Source organism: Kitasatospora sp. NPDC058184 (assembly GCF_042883725.1).
Taxonomy (GTDB): domain Bacteria; phylum Actinomycetota; class Actinomycetes; order Streptomycetales; family Streptomycetaceae; genus Kitasatospora.
Genome location: NZ_JBHVVE010000037.1, coordinates 51,698 through 72,245, shown reverse-complemented (window position 1 = coordinate 72,245; position 20,548 = coordinate 51,698). Strand labels below are relative to the sequence as shown.

20 protein-coding genes are annotated in these 20,548 nt (G+C 71.8%); 14 read left to right on the top strand and 6 right to left on the bottom strand.

Annotation, left to right across the window (positions count from 1 at the left end; genetic code table 11):
- Positions 1 to 112 precede the first annotated feature (112 nt).
- From mshD to pstB, 8 genes are all read left to right on the top strand, one after another.
- Positions 113 to 1,099 (top strand): mycothiol synthase, encoded by a 987-nt coding sequence (gene mshD / locus ACFVXH_RS39490; protein WP_387830994.1) that lies wholly within the window; start codon positions 113 to 115, stop codon positions 1,097 to 1,099.
- Between the two features lie 358 nt (positions 1,100 to 1,457).
- Entirely contained in the window at positions 1,458 to 3,635 is a 2,178-nt protein-coding gene (locus tag ACFVXH_RS39485) for an RNA degradosome polyphosphate kinase (RefSeq protein ID WP_387830999.1), read from the top strand.
- A gap of 121 nt (positions 3,636 to 3,756) precedes the next feature.
- Entirely contained in the window at positions 3,757 to 4,845 is a 1,089-nt protein-coding gene (locus ACFVXH_RS39480; RefSeq protein ID WP_074006420.1) for a CHAD domain-containing protein, read from the top strand.
- 1 nt (position 4,846) lies between these two features.
- Positions 4,847 to 5,362, top strand: a complete 516-nt coding sequence (locus ACFVXH_RS39475; protein ID WP_049655980.1) for an NUDIX hydrolase — start codon at positions 4,847 to 4,849, stop codon at positions 5,360 to 5,362.
- Between the two features lie 227 nt (positions 5,363 to 5,589).
- Positions 5,590 to 6,723, top strand: coding sequence for a phosphate ABC transporter substrate-binding protein PstS (gene pstS / locus ACFVXH_RS39470; RefSeq protein WP_049655979.1), 1,134 nt, complete (start codon positions 5,590 to 5,592; stop codon positions 6,721 to 6,723).
- Positions 6,724 to 6,874: 151 nt separating this feature from the next.
- The gene (gene pstC / locus ACFVXH_RS39465) at positions 6,875 to 7,852 is read left to right on the top strand and encodes a phosphate ABC transporter permease subunit PstC (RefSeq protein WP_049655977.1); all 978 of its coding nucleotides are present in this window, start codon (positions 6,875 to 6,877) and stop codon (positions 7,850 to 7,852) included.
- Positions 7,849 to 8,919, top strand: a complete 1,071-nt coding sequence (gene pstA / locus ACFVXH_RS39460; RefSeq protein ID WP_049655976.1) for a phosphate ABC transporter permease PstA — start codon at positions 7,849 to 7,851, stop codon at positions 8,917 to 8,919. Before pstC ends, pstA begins: the two co-directional genes overlap by 4 nt.
- 42 nt (positions 8,920 to 8,961) lie before the next feature.
- On the top strand, positions 8,962 to 9,738 hold the full coding sequence (gene pstB, locus ACFVXH_RS39455) for a phosphate ABC transporter ATP-binding protein PstB (protein WP_049655974.1): 777 nt from the start codon (positions 8,962 to 8,964) through the stop codon (positions 9,736 to 9,738).
- A gap of 186 nt (positions 9,739 to 9,924) precedes the next feature.
- Here the strand turns inward: pstB and ACFVXH_RS39450 are convergent, their stop codons facing one another.
- Together ACFVXH_RS39450 and ACFVXH_RS39445 are read right to left on the bottom strand one after the other, a co-directional pair.
- Positions 9,925 to 10,920, bottom strand: coding sequence for an inorganic phosphate transporter (locus ACFVXH_RS39450; RefSeq protein WP_049655972.1), 996 nt, complete (start codon positions 10,918 to 10,920; stop codon positions 9,925 to 9,927).
- A 5-nt stretch (positions 10,921 to 10,925) separates the two neighbouring features.
- Positions 10,926 to 11,546, bottom strand: a complete 621-nt coding sequence (locus ACFVXH_RS39445) for a DUF47 domain-containing protein (protein ID WP_030059626.1) — start codon at positions 11,544 to 11,546, stop codon at positions 10,926 to 10,928.
- A 361-nt stretch (positions 11,547 to 11,907) separates the two neighbouring features.
- On the opposite strand from ACFVXH_RS39445, the gene ACFVXH_RS39440 reads away from it, so the two are divergent.
- Positions 11,908 to 12,276, top strand: a complete 369-nt coding sequence (locus ACFVXH_RS39440) for a metal-sensitive transcriptional regulator (RefSeq protein WP_049655968.1) — start codon at positions 11,908 to 11,910, stop codon at positions 12,274 to 12,276.
- A gap of 44 nt (positions 12,277 to 12,320) precedes the next feature.
- Here the strand turns inward: ACFVXH_RS39440 and ACFVXH_RS39435 are convergent, their stop codons facing one another.
- Both ACFVXH_RS39435 and ACFVXH_RS39430 read right to left on the bottom strand, forming a co-directional pair.
- Positions 12,321 to 12,509: a hypothetical protein gene (locus ACFVXH_RS39435; protein ID WP_259316698.1), complete on the bottom strand. Its 189-nt coding sequence runs from the start codon at positions 12,507 to 12,509 to the stop codon at positions 12,321 to 12,323.
- Between the two features lie 198 nt (positions 12,510 to 12,707).
- The gene (locus ACFVXH_RS39430; RefSeq protein ID WP_049655966.1) at positions 12,708 to 13,607 is read right to left on the bottom strand and encodes a hypothetical protein; all 900 of its coding nucleotides are present in this window, start codon (positions 13,605 to 13,607) and stop codon (positions 12,708 to 12,710) included.
- 159 nt (positions 13,608 to 13,766) lie between these two features.
- Between ACFVXH_RS39430 and ACFVXH_RS39425 the strand changes: the two genes are divergently transcribed.
- Positions 13,767 to 13,958, top strand: a complete 192-nt coding sequence (locus ACFVXH_RS39425; protein ID WP_143204767.1) for a hypothetical protein — start codon at positions 13,767 to 13,769, stop codon at positions 13,956 to 13,958.
- Positions 13,959 to 13,993: 35 nt separating this feature from the next.
- On the opposite strand, the gene ACFVXH_RS39420 is transcribed toward ACFVXH_RS39425, so the two are convergent.
- Both ACFVXH_RS39420 and ACFVXH_RS39415 read right to left on the bottom strand, forming a co-directional pair.
- On the bottom strand, positions 13,994 to 14,716 hold the full coding sequence (locus ACFVXH_RS39420) for a phosphatase PAP2 family protein (RefSeq protein ID WP_387830988.1): 723 nt from the start codon (positions 14,714 to 14,716) through the stop codon (positions 13,994 to 13,996).
- A gap of 193 nt (positions 14,717 to 14,909) precedes the next feature.
- Positions 14,910 to 16,109 (bottom strand): bifunctional lytic transglycosylase/C40 family peptidase, encoded by a 1,200-nt coding sequence (locus ACFVXH_RS39415; RefSeq protein WP_074006442.1) that lies wholly within the window; start codon positions 16,107 to 16,109, stop codon positions 14,910 to 14,912.
- A 248-nt stretch (positions 16,110 to 16,357) separates the two neighbouring features.
- Between ACFVXH_RS39415 and ACFVXH_RS39410 the strand changes: the two genes are divergently transcribed.
- The 4 genes from ACFVXH_RS39410 to ACFVXH_RS39395 all read left to right on the top strand — a co-directional run bounded on the left by ACFVXH_RS39410 (position 16,358) and on the right by ACFVXH_RS39395 (position 20,537).
- Positions 16,358 to 16,708, top strand: coding sequence for a hypothetical protein (locus ACFVXH_RS39410; RefSeq protein ID WP_049654299.1), 351 nt, complete (start codon positions 16,358 to 16,360; stop codon positions 16,706 to 16,708).
- Between the two features lie 167 nt (positions 16,709 to 16,875).
- Positions 16,876 to 17,691: a hypothetical protein gene (locus ACFVXH_RS39405; RefSeq protein ID WP_387830986.1), complete on the top strand. Its 816-nt coding sequence runs from the start codon at positions 16,876 to 16,878 to the stop codon at positions 17,689 to 17,691.
- Positions 17,692 to 17,932: 241 nt separating this feature from the next.
- On the top strand, positions 17,933 to 18,955 hold the full coding sequence (locus tag ACFVXH_RS39400) for a hypothetical protein (protein ID WP_387830984.1): 1,023 nt from the start codon (positions 17,933 to 17,935) through the stop codon (positions 18,953 to 18,955).
- A gap of 7 nt (positions 18,956 to 18,962) precedes the next feature.
- Positions 18,963 to 20,537 carry an SCO6880 family protein gene (locus tag ACFVXH_RS39395; protein ID WP_049654294.1) on the top strand — a complete coding sequence of 525 codons (1,575 nt, stop codon included), beginning with the start codon at positions 18,963 to 18,965 and terminating at the stop codon, positions 20,535 to 20,537.
- Positions 20,538 to 20,548 lie beyond the last annotated feature (11 nt).

Below are 20,548 nucleotides of genomic sequence, written 5' to 3'. Positions count from 1 at the left end.
GCAGGGGGGACCCTGTGGGAGAGTAGGACGCCGCCGAACAATTCTTCAGAAGAACCCCCATCCGGGTCCCGGATGGGGGTTCTTCGCATTTCCGGTGACGTATCGTCAGGGCATGGACGATCAGACAGCGGTCATTGCGAACGATGTGCTCCGGCCCGCGCAGCGCGACGGCGCCCTGCGTGTTCTGGCGGAGGCCCAGGCGGTGGACGGCCGGGCCGCCGTGTCCGAGCAGGGCCGGCTCCGGCTGCGGAACGCGGAGATTCCGCGCCCGGGCGTCATCCATCTCGTAGCGACCGAATCCGGGGCCGAACCCGAGTCCGAAACCGGAGCCGTCCTCGGCTACGGCCAGCTGGAGGTGCCGGAGAACCCGGCCGCCAACCCCGCCGCCGAGCTGGTGGTCGATCCCGCCGTCCGCGGTCGCGGCCTGGCCCGTCCGCTGGTGGACGCCGTCCTGGCACAGGCCCACCGCGCGGGGCGCGAGGCGGTGGACTTCTGGGTGCACGGCGGCCACCCGGCGGCCCGGCACCTGGCCGAGGCGTACGGCGCGGAGCTGGTCCGCGAACTGCGCCAGATGCGCCGGCCCGGCCCGCAGACCGAGGACGTGGTCGTCCCCGCGGGCATCGAGCTCCGGACCTTTCGCCCGGGGGAGGACGACGCCGAGTGGCTGCGGCTGAACGCCCTGGCCTTCGCCCACCACCCCGAGCAGGGCACCTGGACCGAGCAGGACCTGGCCGAGCGGATCGCCGAGCCCTGGTTCGACCCGGCCGGCTTCTTCCTCGCCACCCGGGACGGCAAGGTGGTCGGCTTCCACTGGACCAAGGTGCACCCGGCCACCGCCACCGAGCCCGAGCTCGGCGAGGTGTACGTGGTCGGTGTGGATCCGGCGGAGCAGGGCAGCGGCCTCGGCCGGGCACTGACCGCGGCGGGCCTTCGCCACCTGACCGGCACCGGCCCCGGCGAGCGCGGACTGGGCGCCGTCCTCCTCTACGTCGACGCCGACAACCCGGTGGCCGTGCGGGTGTACGAACGCCTGGGGTTCACCGTCCACGAGGTGGACCTCATGTACCGGGCCCCGTACCGGGCGCCCCGCCCCGCCTAGCCGCCGGTAGCCGCCGTCGGCCGGAACGTCCCCAAAACACCTCCGGAACACCCCCGGACCGGGGCACGGACCAGGGAACGGACGGGGTACGGGACGGCCACACCCCTTGCCCCGACCGACTCAGCTTTCCTCCCGGCCATGCGGTGTTTACCGTGGATTCAATTGCTGCCGCGAAGATCACAGGATGAAGTCCGTAGTGTCTCGCTCGTGCAGAGTCGACCGCCACGCACCGGCCGGTCCTGTACGGACCGCGCCCGGAGGGTGGGTGCTGTCCCCGGGTCCGGCCCGGGGCGAGGGCGACGGCCCGCAGAGCCCATCGCGTCCGGACGCCGTCCTGCTGCTGGAGGAGCTGGAGCCCATGAGCATCCCCCGCCCCGTCTCTGCCCCGCTGTCGCCCCCGGCCCGGATGTCCAGCGCGCTGGGGATCCCGCCGGAGCTGCCGGCCACGGACGAAGAGGAGTTCGAAGCGCTGCCGCAGGGCCGCTTCCTGGACCGCGAGCGCAGTTGGCTCGCGTTCAACGAGCGGGTCCTGGAGCTGGCCGAGGACCCGGGCATCCCGCTGCTGGAGCGGGCGAAGTTCCTGGCGATCTTCGCGAGCAACCTGGATGAGTTCTTCATGGTCCGGGTGGCCGGCCTCAAGCGCCGGATCGCCACCGGCGTCGCCACGCGCAGTGCCTCCGGCCTCCAGCCGCGCGAGGTGCTGGACCTGATCTGGACCCGCTCGCGCGAGCTGATGGCCCGCCACGCCGCCGCCTTCCAGCAGGAGGTGCTGCCGGACCTCGCCACCGAGGGCATCGAGCTGGTCCGCTGGTCGGAGCTGGCCGAGAAGGAGCAGGCCCGGCTGCACACGCTGTTCCGGCAGAAGATCTTCCCCGTGCTGACCCCGCTGGCCGTCGACCCGGCGCACCCCTTCCCGTACATATCGGGACTCTCGCTGAACCTGGCCGTCGTGGTGCGCAACCCGGTCTCCGGGCACAAGCACTTCGCGCGGGTCAAGGTGCCGCAGTCGCTGGCCCGCTTCCTGGAGGCCTCGCCCCAGCGGTACGTCCCGCTGGAGGACGTCATGGGCGCCCACCTGGAGGAGCTCTTCCCGGGGATGGAGGTGCTGGCCCACCACGCCTTCCGCGTCACCCGCAACGAGGACCTGGAGGTGGAGGAGGACGACACCGAGAACATCCTCAAGGCCCTGGAGAAGGAGCTGATGCGGCGGCGCTTCGGCCCGCCGGTCCGGCTGGAGGTCGAGGAGTCGATCGACCCGTACATCCTGGACCTGCTGGTGCGGGAGCTGAACATCACCGAGGCGGAGGTCTTCCCGCTGCCCGGGCCGCTGGACCTGACCGGGCTGTTCGGGATCGCCGAGCTGGACCGCCCGGAGCTTAGGTACCCGAAGTTCGTGGCCGGCACCGCCCGCGGGCTGACCGACGTCGAGTCGGCCTCCCAGCCCGACATCTTCGCCGCGATGCGCGAGCGCGACGTCCTGCTGCACCACCCGTACGACAGCTTCTCCACCTCGGTGCAGGCCTTCCTGGAGCAGGCCGCCGCCGACCCGGACGTGCTGGCGATCAAGCAGACCCTGTACCGCACCTCCGGCGACTCGCCGATCGTCGACGCGCTGATCGACGCGGCCGAGTCCGGCAAGCAGGTGCTGGTGCTGGTCGAGATCAAGGCGCGCTTCGACGAGCAGGCCAACATCAAGTGGGCCCGCAAGCTGGAGGAGTCCGGCTGCCACGTGGTGTACGGCCTGGTCGGGCTGAAGACGCACTGCAAGCTCTCGCTGGTGGTCCGGCAGGAGGGCGACACCCTGCGCCGCTACTCCCACGTCGGCACCGGCAACTACCACCCGAAGACGGCCCGGCTGTACGAGGATCTCGGTCTGCTCACCTCCGACCCGCAGGTCGGCGCGGACCTCTCGGACCTGTTCAACCGGCTCTCCGGCTACTCGCGCCGCGAGTCCTACCGCCGTCTGCTGACCGCCCCGCGCGGCCTGCGCGACGGGCTGGTCGCGCGGATCCACAACGAGATCGCCCACCACCGGGCGGGCCGTCCGGCCTACGTGAAGGTCAAGGTCAACTCGATCGTCGACGAGGCCGTGATCGACGCGCTGTACCGGGCCTCCCAGGCCGGGGTGCGGGTGGACGTCTGGGTGCGCGGGATCTGCGCGATCCGCCCGGGTGTCCCGGGGCTGAGCGAGAACATCCGGGTCCGCAGCGTCCTGGGCCGCTTCCTGGAGCACTCCCGGATCTTCGTGTTCGGCAACAACGGCGATCCGGAGGTCTGGATCGGCAGTGCCGACATGATGCACCGCAACCTGGACCGCCGGATCGAGGCGCTGCTGCGGATCACCGATCCGGCGCACCGCGCCGAGCTGTCCGGGCTGATCGACCTCGGGGTGTCGGACGAGACCGAGTCCTGGCACCTGGGGCCGGACGGCGCCTGGACCAGGCACTCGCAGGACGCCGAGGCCCGGCCGCTGCGACACGTCCAGGACCTGCTGATCGACTCGCGCCAGCGCCGCAGGGCCGCCACCTCGCGCTGACGCGCCCACTGATGCGAGCCGCCGGAGCAGTCGGGCCCCTCGGGGCCCGAAGGGGACCTGTTCCGGCGGTCGGCCACCAGCTCCGGGGGACCGCCCCGGGGGAACGGGGATCTACCACGCCATGACCGAAGCGCCGATGACGGCCCAGGCGGCCTCCACAGCGACCGCCGGGGACATCCTCTCCCGCCACCTCACCGTCCAGGCCGGCGCCTTCCTGCGCGCGCTGCCGCTGGCGGTGGGCGAGGTCGGTGCCAGACCCGGGACGGCCTCGACCGTCCCGTCGGCCGGCACCTCGGACCTGCTGCGGGCCGTCCGGCGGATCGGCGGGCTGCTGCACACCTTCGGCTCGGTCTTCGAACAGACCTGGGCGCAGGAGTCGCGCACCGAGCTGCGCTGGCTGCTCAACCTGCTGGCGCTGGAGCCCGGCTACGTCCGCCGCTCGGCCCGGCTGCTGGGCGCGCTGGACCTGCTGAGCGGCACCGACCCGGAGGGGACGGGCATGCTGGCCGGCCACGCGGGCGCCCCCAAGGCGCGCGCGCTGCTGGACCGGCAGCTGACCCTGGCCCGGACCAGGGCGCACTCCACCGTGCTCCAGGAGCTCCGCTCCGCCCGGCTGCACGCGCTGGCGGACCGGATGACCCTGCTGGTCGGCGAGGCGCCGCTGCTGGACTCGGCGGACGGCCGGGCCCCGGCCGTGCTGCTGCCGCAGGCCGCCGCCGCGTTCGCCGCGCTGTCCGCGGGCGCCCAGCAGCTGCCGCTGCAGCGGGCCGCGACGCCGTACGGCGGGGACGGGCTGCGCCGGCTGGGCGCGGTGCCGGCGTCCCGCGGGGCGACGGACGCGGACACCGCGCTGGCGGCCGACGACGCGCCCTGGGCGCGGTTGCGGATCCTGGTGAAGCGGGCCCGGTACGTGCTGGAGGTGTGCGGCCGCGCGTCCTCCGAGCTGGACGGGCTGGACGCGGTGCTGGACCGGCAGCAGGAGGCGGCGGACGCCGCCGTCACCGCCGCCACCGCGGCGCGCACCCCGCGGATCACCCCGGCGACCGCGTACGTGCTGGGCGTGGTGCACGCCGACCAGCGGCTGGAGGTGGAGTCGGCGCGGTACGCCGTCGGCCGCCGCTGGCCGGACCTGCCGCCCGGCCCGGACGGCTGGCTGGAGCTCGTCCCGGCCGACGCCTGGGGGCACTCCGTCGCACCCCGGACGGTCTGAGGTGGGCGAGCGCCCGCGCACCGGCCGGGCGGCGGCCGGTGCGGGGCACGGCCCGGTGATCCTGGCGGCGGGCGCGGTGCTGTGGCTGCCGGGCCGGCCGAAGAAGAGCGGCCGGCTGGGGCGGCCGCGGATCGCGCTGGTCCACCGGCCCAAGTACGACGACTGGAGCCTGCCGAAGGGCAAGCTCGAAGCCGGTGAGGGGATGGCCGAGGCGGCGCTGCGCGAGGTCCGGGAGGAGACCGGGTTCCACTGCCTGCTGGGCCCGGAGCTGCCCACCCAGCACTACCGGGTGCAGGGCCGTCCGAAGGAGGTCCGCTACTGGGCGGCGGTGCCGTCGAGCGGGTCCTTCCGGCCCAACCGGGAGGTGGACCGGCTGGACTGGCTGCCGGCCGGGAAGGCGCGCGCACGGCTCACCCACGACCAGGACCGGCTGCTGGTCGACGCCCTGCTGGCGGTCCTGGGGGCGGAGCCGGTGCGGGCCGCGGGGGCCGGGCCGGTGAAGGAACGGTGGAAGTGATCTCGTCGCGCCCTCCCCGTGACGCAACCGTTACTACCTGACGTAGTTTCCTGTCATCCGTTCGAGGTTCACTCGCCGTTCACTTGCGACCGGCTGTCGTGTCACTTACCCGGCCTAACTTCGGGACCACCGGAGGGCCGCACGGGCCCCGGACCACAGCAAAACCCGCGCTGGGCCGTACGCGTACGGCGCACGCCAAGGGCAATGCCACAGAAAGGGACACCCCTGTGAAGCTCCAGCGGAACGGCCGCTCCAAGGCCCTCGCGATCGGTGCCATGGCGCTCGTCAGCTCGCTGTCGCTCGCCGCCTGCGGGTCGGACAACAACAACAACACGACCGCGTCCGGTGGCTCCAACGGCTCCGCCGCGACCAGCGCGATCAACTGTGGCAAGGCCGGTTCGCTGATCGCCGCCGGTTCGACCGCGCAGACCGCGGCGATGGACGTCTGGAAGACCAGCTTCGCCGCCGCCTGCTCCGGCAGCACGATCAACTACCAGGGTGGCGGCTCCGGTGCCGGCATCCAGCAGTTCAACCAGGGCAAGATCCAGTTCGCCGGCTCCGACTCGGCCCTCAAGCCGGCCGAGGTCGACGCCTCCAAGGCGGTCTGCACCGGCGGCCAGGGCATCGACCTGCCGATGGTCGGCGGTCTGATCTCGCTGGTCTACAACGTCGACGGCGTCGACAACCTGGTCCTGGACGGCCCGACCTCCGCCAAGATCTTCGACTCGCAGATCACCAAGTGGAACGACCCGGCGATCGCCGCCCTGAACCCGGGCGCCAAGCTGCCGGACGCGGAGATCCAGACCTTCCACCGCTCGGACGACGCCGGCACCACCGAGAACCTGACCAAGTACTTCGCCGCCGCCGGCGGCGGCGCCTGGACCTACCCGGCCGGCAAGGCCTGGGCGGCCAAGGGCGGCCAGTCGGCCAACGGCAGCGCCGGCGTCTCGGCCCAGGTGAAGCAGGTCAAGAACTCGATCAGCTACGTCGAGCTGGCCTACGCCCAGACCAACAGCCTGAAGAGCGCCGACATCAACACGGGCGCCTCCAAGCCGGTCGCGGCCACCGCCGAGAACGCCGCCAGCACCATCGCCAAGGCCCAGGCCGCCGGCACCGGCAGCGACCTCGCGCTGAAGCTCGACTACGCGACCAAGGACGAGGGCTCCTACCCGCTGGTCCTGATCACCTACGAGATCGTCTGCGACAAGGGCAACAAGGCCGAGACCCTCGACACCCTGAAGTCCTTCCTGACCTACACGGCCAGCGACGCGGGCCAGAAGGCCGTCGGCGAGAAGGGCTACGTCCCGCTGCCGAAGGCCGTGACCGACAAGGTCAACGGCGTCATCGCGACCCTGGCCTGACCCGACAGGACCCCCGGTGGGGCGGCCCCGTGAGCGAGGGGGGCCGGGGCCGCCCCACCGGAACGCACCACACCCAGCACCACGTCCGGGGCACCGCCGCCATGGTGCCGTTCCCCCTTCCGGGGCGGCACCACCAGACCGGAGTAGACCAATGACTTCATCCTCCCCTGCCGCCCCGCGAGGCAGGGAACGCCGGCCGCGCGACAGCCGGGTCGGCGACAAGATCTTCATGAACCTCGCCCGGGGCTCGGGCATCCTGCTGCTGGTCATCATGGCCGCCATCGCGGCGTTCCTGACCTGGCGGTCGGTCCAGGCCCTGAGCACCAACGAAGGCAACTTCCTCACCTCCTTCGAGTGGACGCCGGACGCCCCGAAGCCCGTCTTCGGCATCGCCGTCCTGGCCTTCGGCACCATCGTCAGCGCCGTCATCGCGATGGCGATCGCCGTCCCGGTGGCCATCGGGATCGCGCTGTTCATCTCGCACTACGCGCCGCGCCGGATCGCCCAGCCGTTCGCCTACCTGGTCGACCTGCTCGCCGCCGTCCCCAGCATCGTCTACGGCCTCTGGGGCGCGCTCTTCCTCGTGCCGCACATGGACGGTCTGACCAGCTGGCTCAACGAGTACCTGGGCTGGACGTACATCTTCGACCAGACCAGGACCGGCACCCCGCGCAACCTGTTCACCGTCGGCATCCTGCTGGCGATCATGGTCCTGCCGATCATCACCGCGGTCTCCCGCGAGGTGTTCCGCCAGGTGCCGCGGATGCACGAGGAGGCGGCGCTCGCGCTCGGCGCGACCCGCTGGGAGATGATCCGCACCGCGGTGCTGCCGTTCGGCCGCCCCGGCATCATCTCGGCCTCGATGCTCGGCCTCGGCCGCGCGCTCGGCGAGACCATCGCGGTCGCGGTGGTGCTGTCCGCCAGCAACGTCCTGTCGCTGCACATCCTCGACGCCGGCGGCGGCACCTTCGCGCAGAACATCGCGCTGAAGTTCGCCGAGGCCGGGGACAACGGCCGCAACGCGCTGATGGCCTCCGGCCTCGTCCTGTTCGTCATCACCCTGCTGGTGAACGGTGCCGCGCGACTGATCATCGCCCGCCGCAAGGAGTACTCGGGGGCCAACGCATGACCGTCACCGCGCTCGTCGAGGACGCCCGGCCCGTCGGCCGTCCGCTGACCGCCAACCGCCTGCCCAAGTGGGCCCCGGCCGCCGTCGCCGCCGGCTCGATCGCCCTCGGCTGCGGGATCGGCGCGGTCGGCGGGCTGGCCAGCCACCTCCAGTGGGGCCTGATCTCGGGCCTGCTCTTCCTCCTGATCAGCTACACCCTCTCGGCCCAGGTCGAGGGCCGTCGGCAGGCCAAGGACCGGTTCGCCACCTCGGTGGTCTGGGTCGCCTTCATCCTGGCCGTCGTCCCGCTGGTCGCCCTGACGGTCTACACCGTCCAGCAGGGCATCCACGTGGTCGACGGGAACTTCCTGGGCCACTCCATGAAGGGCGTGATCCAGTCCGGGCCCGGCGGCGGCATCTACCACGCGCTGATCGGCACCCTGGAGCAGGTCGGCCTGGCCACCGCCATCGCCGCCCCGATCGGTCTGCTGACCGCCGTCTACCTGGTCGAGTACGGCCGCGGCACGCTCGCCAAGGCGGTCACCTTCTTCGTCGACGTCATGACGGGCATCCCGTCGATCGTCGCCGGTCTGTTCATCCTCTCGATCTGGAACCTCGCGCTGGGCTTCAGCTACTCCGGCTTCTCGGGCAGCCTCGCACTGGCGATCCTGATGATGCCGGTCGTGGTCCGGTCCACCGAGGAGATGCTCAAGCTCGTCCCGAACGAGCTGCGCGAGGCCTCGTACGCGCTCGGCGTGCCGAAGTGGAAGACCATCCTGCGGATCGTCCTCCCCACCGCGATCGGCGGCATCACCACCGGTGTGATGCTCGCGGTCGCCCGCATCACGGGCGAGACCGCCCCGGTGATGATGCTGGTGTTCGGCGCCGACTCCATCAACAACAACCCGTTCGAAGGCCCGCAGCAGTCCCTGCCGATGTACATCTGGCAGCAGTACTCGCAGGTCAACAACGACTTCGGCTACGCCCGTGCCTGGGGCGCGGCGCTGGTGCTGATCGCCTTCGTGATGGGGCTCAACCTCATCGCCCGGGGCATCGCGCGCTGGCGCTCGCCCAAGGGCGGGCACTGAGCGACCGACTGACGTACGAGACAGACGAGAGAAGCAACGATCATGGCCAAGCGCATCGACGTCAGCGGACTGTCGGCCTTCTACGGCACCACCAAGGCCATCGAGGACATCTCGATGAGCATCGAGCCCCGCTCGGTGACCGCCTTCATCGGCCCCTCCGGCTGCGGCAAGTCCACCTTCCTGCGGACCCTCAACCGGATGCACGAGGTGATCCCCGGCGCCCGGGTCGAGGGCAAGGTCCTCCTGGACGACGAGAACCTGTACGCCTCCAACGTCGACCCGGTCGCCGTGCGCCGCTCGGTCGGCATGGTCTTCCAGCGCCCGAACCCGTTCCCGACCATGTCGATCTACGACAACGTGATCGCCGGTCTCCGGCTCGCCGGCGTGAAGAAGAAGGCCGTGCTGGACGAGGTGGTGGAGCGCTCGCTGAAGGGCGCCAACCTCTGGAAGGAGGTCCACAACCGGCTGAACAAGCCGGGGGCCGGCCTCTCCGGCGGTCAGCAGCAGCGCCTGTGCATCGCCCGCGCCATCGCGGTCGAGCCCCAGGTCCTGCTGATGGACGAGCCCTGCTCCGCGCTCGACCCGATCTCCACCCTCGCCATCGAGGACCTGATCGGCGAGCTGAAGGAGCAGTTCACCATCGTCATCGTGACCCACAACATGCAGCAGGCGGCCCGCGTCAGCGACCGCACCGCCTTCTTCAACCTGGCCGGCGTCGGCCAGCCGGGCAAGCTGGTCGAGCTGGACGACACCCAGCGGATCTTCTCCAACCCGCAGGTCCAGGCGACCGAGGACTACATCTCCGGCCGCTTCGGCTAGACCGGCCCCGTCACGGGCGGCGCCCCGGCGCCGAGCGGCGTGACGGACCGCGAGCTGTCCCGTGGTGCTGCATGGCGGTGCCGCCACGGGGCATGGAAAAGGGCCCGCCCCCGAGATGTGGGGGCGGGCCCTGTCCGTTCGTGCGTCCTGCTCCGCGCGTCCTGCTCCGTGCGTCCCGCGGGGCCGTCAGCCCCAGAACAGGTGGGCGAACCAGTACACCAGCGCCGCGACGAGCGCGGCCGCCGGCATCGTGATGAACCAGCCGAGCACGATGTTCTTCGCGACGCCCCAGCGCACCGCGCGGATCCGCTTGGTGGCCCCCGCGCCCATGATCGCCGCGGTGATCACGTGGGTGGTGGAGATCGGCGCCTTGAAGACGAACGAGGTGACGTACATGACCGTGGCGGCGGTGGCCTCGGCGGCGAAGCCCTGCGGCGGGTCCAGCTCGATGATCTTGCGTCCGAGCGTCCGCATGATCCGCCAGCCGCCCGCGTAGGTGCCCAGCGAGAGCATGGTCGCGCAGGAGATCTTCACCCAGACCGGGATCCCGTTGCCGGACTGGTGGCCGGAGATGGTGAGCGCCATCACCACGATGCCCATGGTCTTCTGGGCGTCCTGGAGACCGTGCGCCAGCGCCATCGCGGCGGCCGAGGCGGTCTGGGCGACCCGGAAGTTGCGCTTGGCCTTGTGCGGGTTGGCCCGGCGGAAGATCCACAGGATCGCCAGCATCACCAGGAAGCCGCCGACCAGGCCGACCACCGGCGAGACGATCATCGGGATGACGATCTTGTCGAGGACCCCGCTCCAGATCACGTCGATGCCGCCGGCCATCGCCGCGCCCACCATGCCGCCGAACAGCGCGTGCGAGGAGGAGGACGGCAGGCCGAAGTACCAGGTGACCAGGTTCCAGGCGATCGCCCCGACCAGGGCGGCGAACAGGATCACCATGCCCTTGTCGCCGGTGGGGGTCTCGATGATCCCCTTGGAGACGGTGTGCGCCACGCCGCTGCCGAGGAACGCGCCGGCCAGGTTCATCACCGCGGCCATCGCCAGCGCCGCCCGGGGGGTGAGCGCCCGGGTGGAGACCGAGGTGGCGATCGCGTTCGCCGAGTCGTGGAAGCCGTTGGTGTACGTGAAGAAGAACGCAACGCCGACGACGGCGATGAGTGCTGCCATGTCCACGAGGGTCAGGACTCCTTGACGGCGATGGTCTCCACCGTGTTGGCGACGTGTTCGAACGCGTCCGCCGCCTCCTCAAGGACGTCCACGACCTGCTTGAGCTTGAGGACCTCGATGGCGTCGTACTGACCGGAGAACAGGTGGGCGAGCAGCTTGCGGTGGATCTGGTCGGCCTGGTTCTCCAGCCGGTTGACCTCGATCCAGTACTCGGTGAGGTTGGACATGCTGCGCAGGTTCGGCATCGCCTCGGCGGTGAGCTCCGCGGCGCGCGCCAGCACCTCGATCTGCTGCTCGATGCCCTTCGGCAGGGTCTGGATGTCGTAGAGGACGACCAGGTCGACGGCCTCCTCCATGAAGTCCATGATGTCGTCCAGCGACGAGGCGAGGCTGTAGATGTCCTCGCGGTCGAAGGGCGTGATGAAGGACGAGTTCAGCTGGTGGAAGACGGCGTGGGTGGTGTCGTCCCCGGCGTGCTCGGCGGCGCGCATGCGCTCGACGATCTCCGCACGGGCCGACACGTCTGATCCCAGCAGCTCCAAGAGGAGCTTCGATCCGACGACGAGGTTCTCCGCCGCGGCGGCGAACATGTCGTAGAAGCTCGTCTCCTTCGGGGTCAGGCTAAAACGCACGGAAATCTCCGATGTGCGGGGTAGGGACTGAACGATGCTAGGTGCAACCAAGCGCAATCACGCAAACGGGGGGCCGGGGAAGGAGCCGGAAGCTCCCCTTCCGTTCGGCTGCCGCACCGGCTGATCCGGACCGCACCGCCACGTGCGGACTGGAGCCCTCAGTCTGACGGAACCTCGCCCGGATTGTCCCCGTCGTGCGTACGGAAGACCGGGGCGCCGCTCAGACGGGTGAACCGCCGGGCACCCCCGCTCCCGGCCCCGCGGCACGTGCCGGGTCGGCCGTCGGAACACCACGGAGGGCCCCGGTGTTGGACACTGGTGGCCGACGCAGCCACCAGGCACTGAGACGAAGGCGGGGCCGATGACCACCACGCAAGCGCGCACCGAGCCGGAGCACGCGCAGGGGACCGACCCGCACGCCGGCCACGCCCCGGCCGGGCACCACGGCCCGCACGGCTACAGCGCGCAGAAGGACGCCCACCTCAAGCGGCTGCGCCGGATCGAGGGCCAGATCCGCGGCCTCCAGCGCATGGTGGACGAGGACGTCTACTGCATCGACGTGCTCACCCAGGTCTCGGCCGGCACCAAGGCGCTGCAGTCCTTCGCGCTCTCCCTGCTGGAGGAGCACCTGCGGCACTGCGTCGCCGCGGCCGCCGAGGAGGGCGGCGCCGAACTGGACGCCAAGGTGGCCGAGGCCACCGCCGCGATCAGCCGCCTACTGCGCAGCTGAGCCGCCGGCCGTCCGCCGCTCCGGGGCCCGCCGCGCGGGCCCCGCTAGCCGTCGGCCTCCCGGTCGGCCTGCCCGGGTTCGCCCCGGTCCAGCAGCACCTCGTCGATCCGCTCGGTCGGCAGCCGGTCGCCGGAGCTGGCCGTCGCGGCGATCATCAGCTCCCCGGCCAGATCGATCTCGTCGAGGGCCGCGTCGTCGTGGCCGCCGCTGCGGCCGCCCGTGGACGACACCACCTGCACCACCCCTTCAGTGCCTCGCCAGCCCGGGCGGCAGCCACCCGGAGCCCAGCCTAGGCACTCCGGGGCCCGTCCACATGGCACGGACGGGCCATCTCGGCACCGCCGAAACGGGTGGCCGTCGCTCCCCGGACGGCCACCCGCCCCGGCCGCACCCCGTCTCGCCCCGGCAGCCCGGGAAGCATCGGACCCGCCCTACTTCGGGCTCTCCGTGGGCTTCATCTGGTAGATGTCCGAGGCCGCGGGCTCGGCCGCCTCCACCGGCTTGCCGAAGTCCGCCAACGAGGTCGTCGACGTCACCTTCACCTGGTCCTTGGGCTCCTTCGACCCGGCCACCCCGGCGAAGGTGAACACCTCGACCACCTTGCGCAGCCGGCCCTGGTCGTCCAGCCAGGCGTCGTACGGGACCTCCTTGACGGTGAAGGTCTGCGCGCCCGTCCGCAGGCCGTCCCCGCCCCGCCCGCCGGTCGCGTCGGCGGCCTTCGCCAGGTCCAGGGTGCCCCGGTAGTGGTGCAGCGCGACGCCGTCGACGGTCTCGGTGCCCACCGCCTCCGCCTTCTGCGCCCCGCGCAGCGCCCCCGCCGCCGAGGCCGGGTCGGTGGCGCCGCTGCTGACCAGGTTGCCGTCCGGCAGCTGACGCACGTCCAGCTTGACCCACTTGCCCTCGGGGACCTTGGCGCCGCTGTTCTGGAGGTAGACGGTGCCCGGCAGGACCACCTCGACGATCTTCCCGGTGGTCGCCGCGCCCGGCGGCACCTGGACCTCCAGCCGGCCGATCCGCTTGACGTAGTCGTAGCCGCCCGTGCCGCTGAACGAGGCCTTCTTCTCGGCGGACTCGGTGACCAGCTCCGTCGCGGTGTGCGCGGAGCCGGTGCGGCCGGTGATGTCGGCGGCGTTGCGCACCGCCGTCAGCGGGTCCGCGGCGAGCTGGTCGGGCGCGGCCGACTGCTGGTCGGAGGAGCCGTCGACGGATCCTCCGGAGCAGCCGGCGGCCCCCGCCGCCAGGGCGGCGGCGAGCAGGGCGGCCCCGGCCGCCGAGCGCAGGTGCGGACCCGGCCGGCGTGCCGGCCGTCCGGTGCGCTGCTGGTCGGTCATCTTCATCCTCGCGACAACCCCCTCGGGCCCGACTGCCCCGCCGGACACCACCGGTGGGCAGAGCTCTTTCCGGGCAAACGAGTTGGGGCGCGAAGGGTTACGGGGCCGGTACCGCCGGAGCGTCGCGCGGGGGGCGTCCGGCGCGTTACGGTGAACCACGTGCACAGTGAGCTGCCGGTCGCACCCGGCACCACCAGGATGCCCGAACACCGCCTCGTGATCAGCGAGCGCGGCTCCTTCGCCTTCGCGACCTGCAGCTGCGGCTGGTACTCCCCGGCCCGCCGCTCGCGCGACCTGGCCCGCCGTGAGGGGGCCGACCACCTCGCCGGGAACGGTGCCGAGCCGGACTGACCGCCTGGACCGCTTGGCCGCGTCCGCCCGCGGGCTCAGGCCGCGAGGTCGGACTCCGGCGGCTGCTCCCCGGCCCGCACCGTCCCGCGCCCGCGCCGACGGCCGCGCGGACCGGCCCCGCCGCGGGCCGCGCCGCCGCGCTCGGGCGCCCGGATCAGCGGGGCGACCGCCGTCCGGCTCAGCGCGTGGCAGAACGGCACCAGCACCGCCATCGCGATCGGCGCCAGCAGCAGCACCACGGCGACGGCCAGCGCGAAGCCGCCGATCACGTCGGTCGGGTAGTGGACGCCCATGAACATCCGGCAGAAGCCCTGGAGCAGCGCCAGCCCGCCGGCGATCCAGCCCAGCCTGCGGTTCACCAGGAACAGCGCCACCGCGACGCCCATCGTCATGGTCGAGTGGTCGCTGACGAAGGAGTGGGTGCCGGCCTTGCCGTCCACCAGCACCAGCAGCCCCGGATGGTCGACGAAGGGGCGTGGGCGGTTCACGATCGCGGCGATCGGCAGGTTCGCCAGCTCGGCGACCGCCACCGAGAGCGGCACCCAGAGCAGCCCGGCCATCGCCACCGGCGCGTCCGGACGGCGCCTGGCCTGGAGCCAGGCCACCAGGCCCAGCATCGCCAGGCCGATCAGGATGCCGTACTCGCCGATCCACGAGACCAGGTGGTCAAGCCACTGCGGGGAGCGCTTGGCCAGGCCGTTGACGGCGTAGAGCAGGTCGAGGTCGGGGTTGGTCGTGTCGGCAAGCGGCGTCGACACGCCGCACCTCCTTCTGGTCCACTGCACCTGTACGTTCCCGCCGGGGCTGGCCCGGCGCCGAAAGCTGACGGGGGGCCACCGGACCCAACGTCATCGCCGGGACACAGCGTTCCATGGAAACACGCGGTTATGTAAACGTGACTCAGCGTCCACGGCGCGCACACAGGTCCCGGCCGTCCCGGCCTCCTCGGGCCTACCCTCCCGTCCCGGTGGGACTCGGCCCGGCCTGCGCGGGCGGGGCGGCGGCCGCGGGCCGGCCGGAGGCTGCCGGAGCACCGCTCGGAGCACTGCCCGGCGCGCTGCCCTGGGTGCCGCCCTGGCCTCCCGCCGGGGCGGTGGGCTCCGTCCCGCCCGGCCGGCTCGGGGCGTTCACCACGCCGTCGTTGTTGCGGGTCGGCAGCGCCTGGGCGCCGTCCGAGGTGACCCGGGTCGCGCCGATGTACTCCCGGGTGTCGATCTTGTCGTAGCGGATCACCGCGCCGGTGTGCGGCGCGTTGATCATGTACCCGCCGCCGACGTAGATCCCGACGTGGTGGATGCTCCGCGGATCGCTCAGGTCCGTCGCCCAGAACACCAGGTCGCCCGGCCGCAGCTGGTCCCGCGACGGGTGCGGCCCGGCGTACCACTGGTCGTTGGCCACCCGGGGCAGGGTGATGCCCACACTGGCGAACGCGGCCTGGGTCAGGCCCGAGCAGTCGAACCGCCCGTTCTGCGAGGGCAGGCCCTCGCCGCCCCACAGGTACGGGGTGCCGAGCTTGGTCTGCGCGAAGTAGATCGCGGCCGACGACTGCGCGGACACCTCCAGCGGCGCGGTCGGCGAGACCGGAGCGGTGAAGCTGCGGGCCATCGCCTGGATGTTCCGCACGTAGCCCTGGGTCTCCCGGTACGGCGGGATCCCGTTGTACTTGAGCACCGCGCCCTCGCCGGCGTTGTAGGCGGCCAGCAGATTGGCCTGCGGGTCGCCCGGGACCTTCGCGACCTGCTTGGCGATCGCGCAGTCGTAGGTCGCGGCCGAGGCGATCGCGTCCAGCGGGTCCCAGACGTCCGCCCTGCCGTCCCCGTTGCCGTCGGTGGCGTACGAGCTCCAGGTGCCCGGCATGAACTGCGCCATGCCCTGCGCCCCGACCCCGGAGCGCGCCTTGGGGTCGAAACCGCTCTCCTGGTACAGCTGCGCCGCGAGCATCGGCGGGGAGATCTCCGCGCAGAGCGCACCCCACCGCTGGATCGGTTCCTGGTAGGCCGCGGGGACCGTTCCGGGGGACAGGGCGGAACGATTCGCCGCCTGCTGCGGCGTCCCACTCGCCGCATAAGTCCCTATCGTCACCAGCCCGATGAACCCGAAACCAACAACTCCCGCAGCGACGGCGGCCGTACCGGCCTTCCGGAGTACCATCAGCACCATCCCGACGAGTCGTCAGTCGAAGTGTCCCGGAAGGCGTTGCTCACCGCAATCATCAGAGATACGAACAGTGAGCGCTATCCTTCGTACGGTGTACATCCTCGCGTACGTGTCCGATGCCTCACGACCAATCCGCGAGAAGTAGCCAAGTCGACATCAGATCTGGCCAAGAATAGGTACCGACCCTTCGCGCGGGCCGGGTCCGGGCCCTTGAATTTGCCTGATCGGGCGGTGAGATGGAAATGAACCTGAGCAGCGTGCACACCAATGCGGTCAGCCACCTGGCCGAGGACCCCCCCAAGAAGCCGAACATCGACACCATCATCGGCGGAATCGCCCCGGACTGGGGGCCGTTCGCGACCCTCGGGTCGGAGGCGCGGGTGATGGTCGAGGTCATCATGGCCGTCGCCATCCTCCTCTGCCTCGGCATCGCGGTCTGGGGCGCGGCCAAGCAGCGGATCGGGGCGACCGCGATGCGCGACAGCTTCGGCGCCGAACAGGGCAAGGGGCTGATCGTCGCCGGACTGACCGGCGTGTTCATCATCGGATCACTCGGCACTCTGTTCACCATTGTCTACGGCATGGCGATCTGACGATCGGACAGCAGTAGTCCGATCTGCCTGAGACCGGGTCCCCGTCCGGACCCCCTCCGACGGCCGGCCCGCCAGGACCCCACCCCCGTTCCCACCCTCCGCTCGCGCCCGCCCCCGGGCGGAGGGCCCCCGGAGCCGCCCCGGCTCCCCGCACCAGGAGGGCCGCCGTGCCGTTGTCCGACGACCAGCCGCGCACCCGTACGCGCCTGCCGGTCGGCGAACAGTCCTCCCCCCAGCAGAACCACCGTCAGTCCCGCCCGCTGCGCGCTCTGCTGGCCGTCCTCGTGGTCGTCACCCTGCTCGTCGTGGCCATCGCCATCGCCAACCGGGTCACACCCGGCAGCGGAAGCGGCACCGGAGGCGGCGGCGCCTCCGCCGACCGCGCCGGCTCCGGCGCCGGCCCCGCCCCCAGCGGCGACCAGCCCGTCGGCACCACCGTCAACGGCATCCCCACCGGCTACCCGCACACCGAACCCGGTGCCCAGTCGGCCGCCACCAACTACGCGGTGGCGATCGGCTCCGCGGACATGTTCCGCACCGACAGCCGGCACGGCATCATCACCACCATCGCCGACCCGGACGCCCTGGCAGGGCTCCAGGGCCGGCTGGACCAGGGCTTCGGCGGCGACACCGCCACCCGCTACGGCCTCGACGCCCAGGGCCACGCGCCCAAGGGCCTCACCTTCGTCAGCCGCACGGTACCGGTCGGCACCAAGTCGACGGGCTACAGCGACGGCGACGCCAAGGTCGAGGTGTGGTGCACCGGCCTCACCGGCCTCGCCGGCGAGCACTCCGTCCAGCCGGTGACCACCAACTGGTTCACCCTCACGCTCTCGCTGCACTGGACGGGCAGCGACTGGAAGCTCACCGACTTCACTCGTAAGTCAGGCCCGGCGCCCCTGCCGGGCGACCAGCAGGCGGCCACAGCGGATGAGATCGCCGGATCAGCAGAGCAGTTCGGAGGGTTCCGCTATGCGCGTTGACGGTGAGATCAGGAAACGGCTTCCTCGGTTCGGCCGGGTCGTCACGGCCTTCGCTCTCTTCCAGGCCGCAGCCATCGGTATGGCGTCCCGGGCCATCGCGGACCCGAGCCCGAGCCCTTCGGCCAGCAACAACTGCGACGTCCTGCCGTTGCCCGGTAGCGACGTCTACTGTGCCTCCAAGCCCGGAGGTTCGGTCCCCGGTGGCGGCGCCGTCGGGGCCGTGGCCGATCCGCTCGGGTCGTTGGCCAAGAGCTGTGCGCAGGCCGCGGCGTGGGTGGTGCGGAAGCTGTCGGGGGCGATCGACGGGACGACGCAGGTGGACTTCACCAACGCGTCGTTCCTGCAGCAGTACGCCGTGGTGTTCGCCGTGTCGACGGTGATCACGCTGGTGCTGTGGCTGCTGGCGGTGGCGAAGCGGGCGGTGCGGGGGGCGCCGTTGGCGACGGCGTTCTCGGAGGCGATCGGCTTCCTGTGGCTGACGGTGGTGGCGTCCGCGTTCACGCCGTTGATCCTGTACACCGTGGTGAGCGTGACGGACGGGCTGACCAAGGCGATCGCGGTCGGGACGAAGACGGACACCGGGTCGTACCTGGGGGGCTTCGCCGACACGCTGGAGAAGGGCGACATGGGCGGCGGCCCGCTGATACTCGTGATCGTGTCGCTGGTCGCGGTGCTGGCGGCGGCGGTGCTCTGGGTGGAGCTTCTGATCCGGGCGGCGATGCTGTACGTCGGCGCGCTGCTGGGTACGGCGGTGTACGCGGGGCTGGTGGACCGGCAGCTGTGGAAGCACGTGCGGCGCTGGGCGGGGGTGATGCTGGCGGTGGACCTGGCGAAGCCGATCATCGTGGTCATCCTGGGCCTGGCGGGCGCGGTGGCGACCGGCTCCGGGGCGGACGACGACTTCGCCCGGGTGCTGTCCGGGCTGGCGATCCTGTTCCTGTCGATCTTCGCGAGCGCCTCGGTCTACCGCTTCGTGCCGGGCTTCGGCGACGAGATGCTGAACATGCGCGGGGCCCGGGCCAATGCCGTGCAGGCCGGTTCGGCGATGATCAACGGCACCGCGAACCTGATGAAGCAGGGCATCAGCACCCACGGCGACCGCGGCCAGGCGGCCGGTACGGGGGGCGGCGGGGGTGCCGGCGGCGGTTCGGTCGCGCCGGGCATCGCCGCGCACGCCGGGCGGACGCCGTCCCCGCCGCCGCAGGGCGGGCCGAAGCAGGGCCCGGTTCCGATCCGCGACAGCAATCCAGCGAAGGGAGGGTGACGGGTAAGTGAGCAGTGAACCGCTCGGCCAGTACGGTGCCCAGTACGCCCAGCCGTACGTCCACCAGCGCCGCACCTACCTGATCGGCAAGGCCCGCCCGAACGCGCCGATCGGCCGGAACCGGGAGTCCGGCGAGATCGTGCTGATCATCTTCGGGGCCTTCCTCGGCATGCTCTGGGGCCTGCTGATGCCGGTCCTGCCGCTGCGGATCGGCGGTCTGGTCGGTCTGCCGGCGCTCGCCATCGCGGCGGTGTACGTGCCGTACCGCAGGCGGACGTTCTACAAGTGGGTGGAGATCAACCGCACCTACCGCCGGACGGTCCGCAGCGGGCGGGCGGTGTGGCGTTCGGACGTGATGGACGCGGGCACCCGGTTGGACGGCCGGGAGGTGGAGGTCGGCCCGCCGCCGGGGGTGGGGCGGCTGCGCTGGCTGACGGCGCCGTTCGGGCCGGACGAGGTCGGGGTGCTGATGCACCTGGAGCGGCGCACGGTGACGGCCGCGATCGAGATCGAGGGCCCGGGCGTGGGCCTGCGGGACTCGGAGGACCAGGAGGCCCTGGTCGACCGCTTCGGGACGCTGCTGAAGCACGTCGCCAACGGGGACGGCTTCGTGACCCGGCTGCAGATCCTGGCCCGGACCCTGCCGGCCGACCCGGACGCGCACGCCAAGGACGTCGAGCGGCGCGGGGACCCGTCCTCGCCGCGCTGGCTGCAGGACTCGTACGACCAGCTCCAGTCGATGGTGTCGACCTCCTCGGAGCAGCACCGGGCGTACCTGGTGGCCTGCATGCACTACACCCGTGACCTGGCCGCCGAGGCGCACGCGATGGGCCGGACGGCCACCGGGCGGCGGGCGCGGGACGACGAGGGGCTGGCGGCCGTGATGGCGCGCGAGCTGACCGACATCTGCGCCCGGCTGGCCGAGGCGGACATCCGGGTGCGCCAGCCGCTGGGCCAGGCCCGGCTCTCCTCGCTGCTGCACTCGATGTACGACCCGGACCACCCGATCGACCACATCCAGGCGATGTCCCGGCGCAACGCCTGGCCGGCCGAGCTGGACGCGACCGACCCGCAGTACCTGCAGGCGAAGACCCGGGAGTCGGCGACCCGGGAGCCGTGGTGCCACGCGACCGCGTGGATCAAGGAGTGGCCGCTCACCCCAGTGGGCGTCAACTTCCTGGCGCCGCTGCTGGTGCACACCCCGGACGTGATCCGGACGGTCGCGGTGACGATGGACCTGGAGCCCACCGACGTCGCGATCGAGCGGATGCTGACCGAGAAGACCAACGACGAGGCCGAGGCGAGCCGCGCGGCCAAGATGAACCGCACGGTCGACCCGCGCGACCTGGCCCACACCGGCCGGGTGGACCAGCGCGGCGACGACCTGGCCTCCGGCGCGGCCGGGGTGAACCTGGTCGGCTACATCACGGTCTCCTCGCGCAACCCCGACGCGCTGGCCCGCGACAAGCGGACCATCCGGGCCTCGGCCGGCAAGAGCTACCTCAAGCTGGAGTGGTGCGACCGCGAGCACCACCGGGCCTTCGTCAACACCCTCCCGTTCGCCACCGGCATCCGCCGCTGAGCGGACGCACC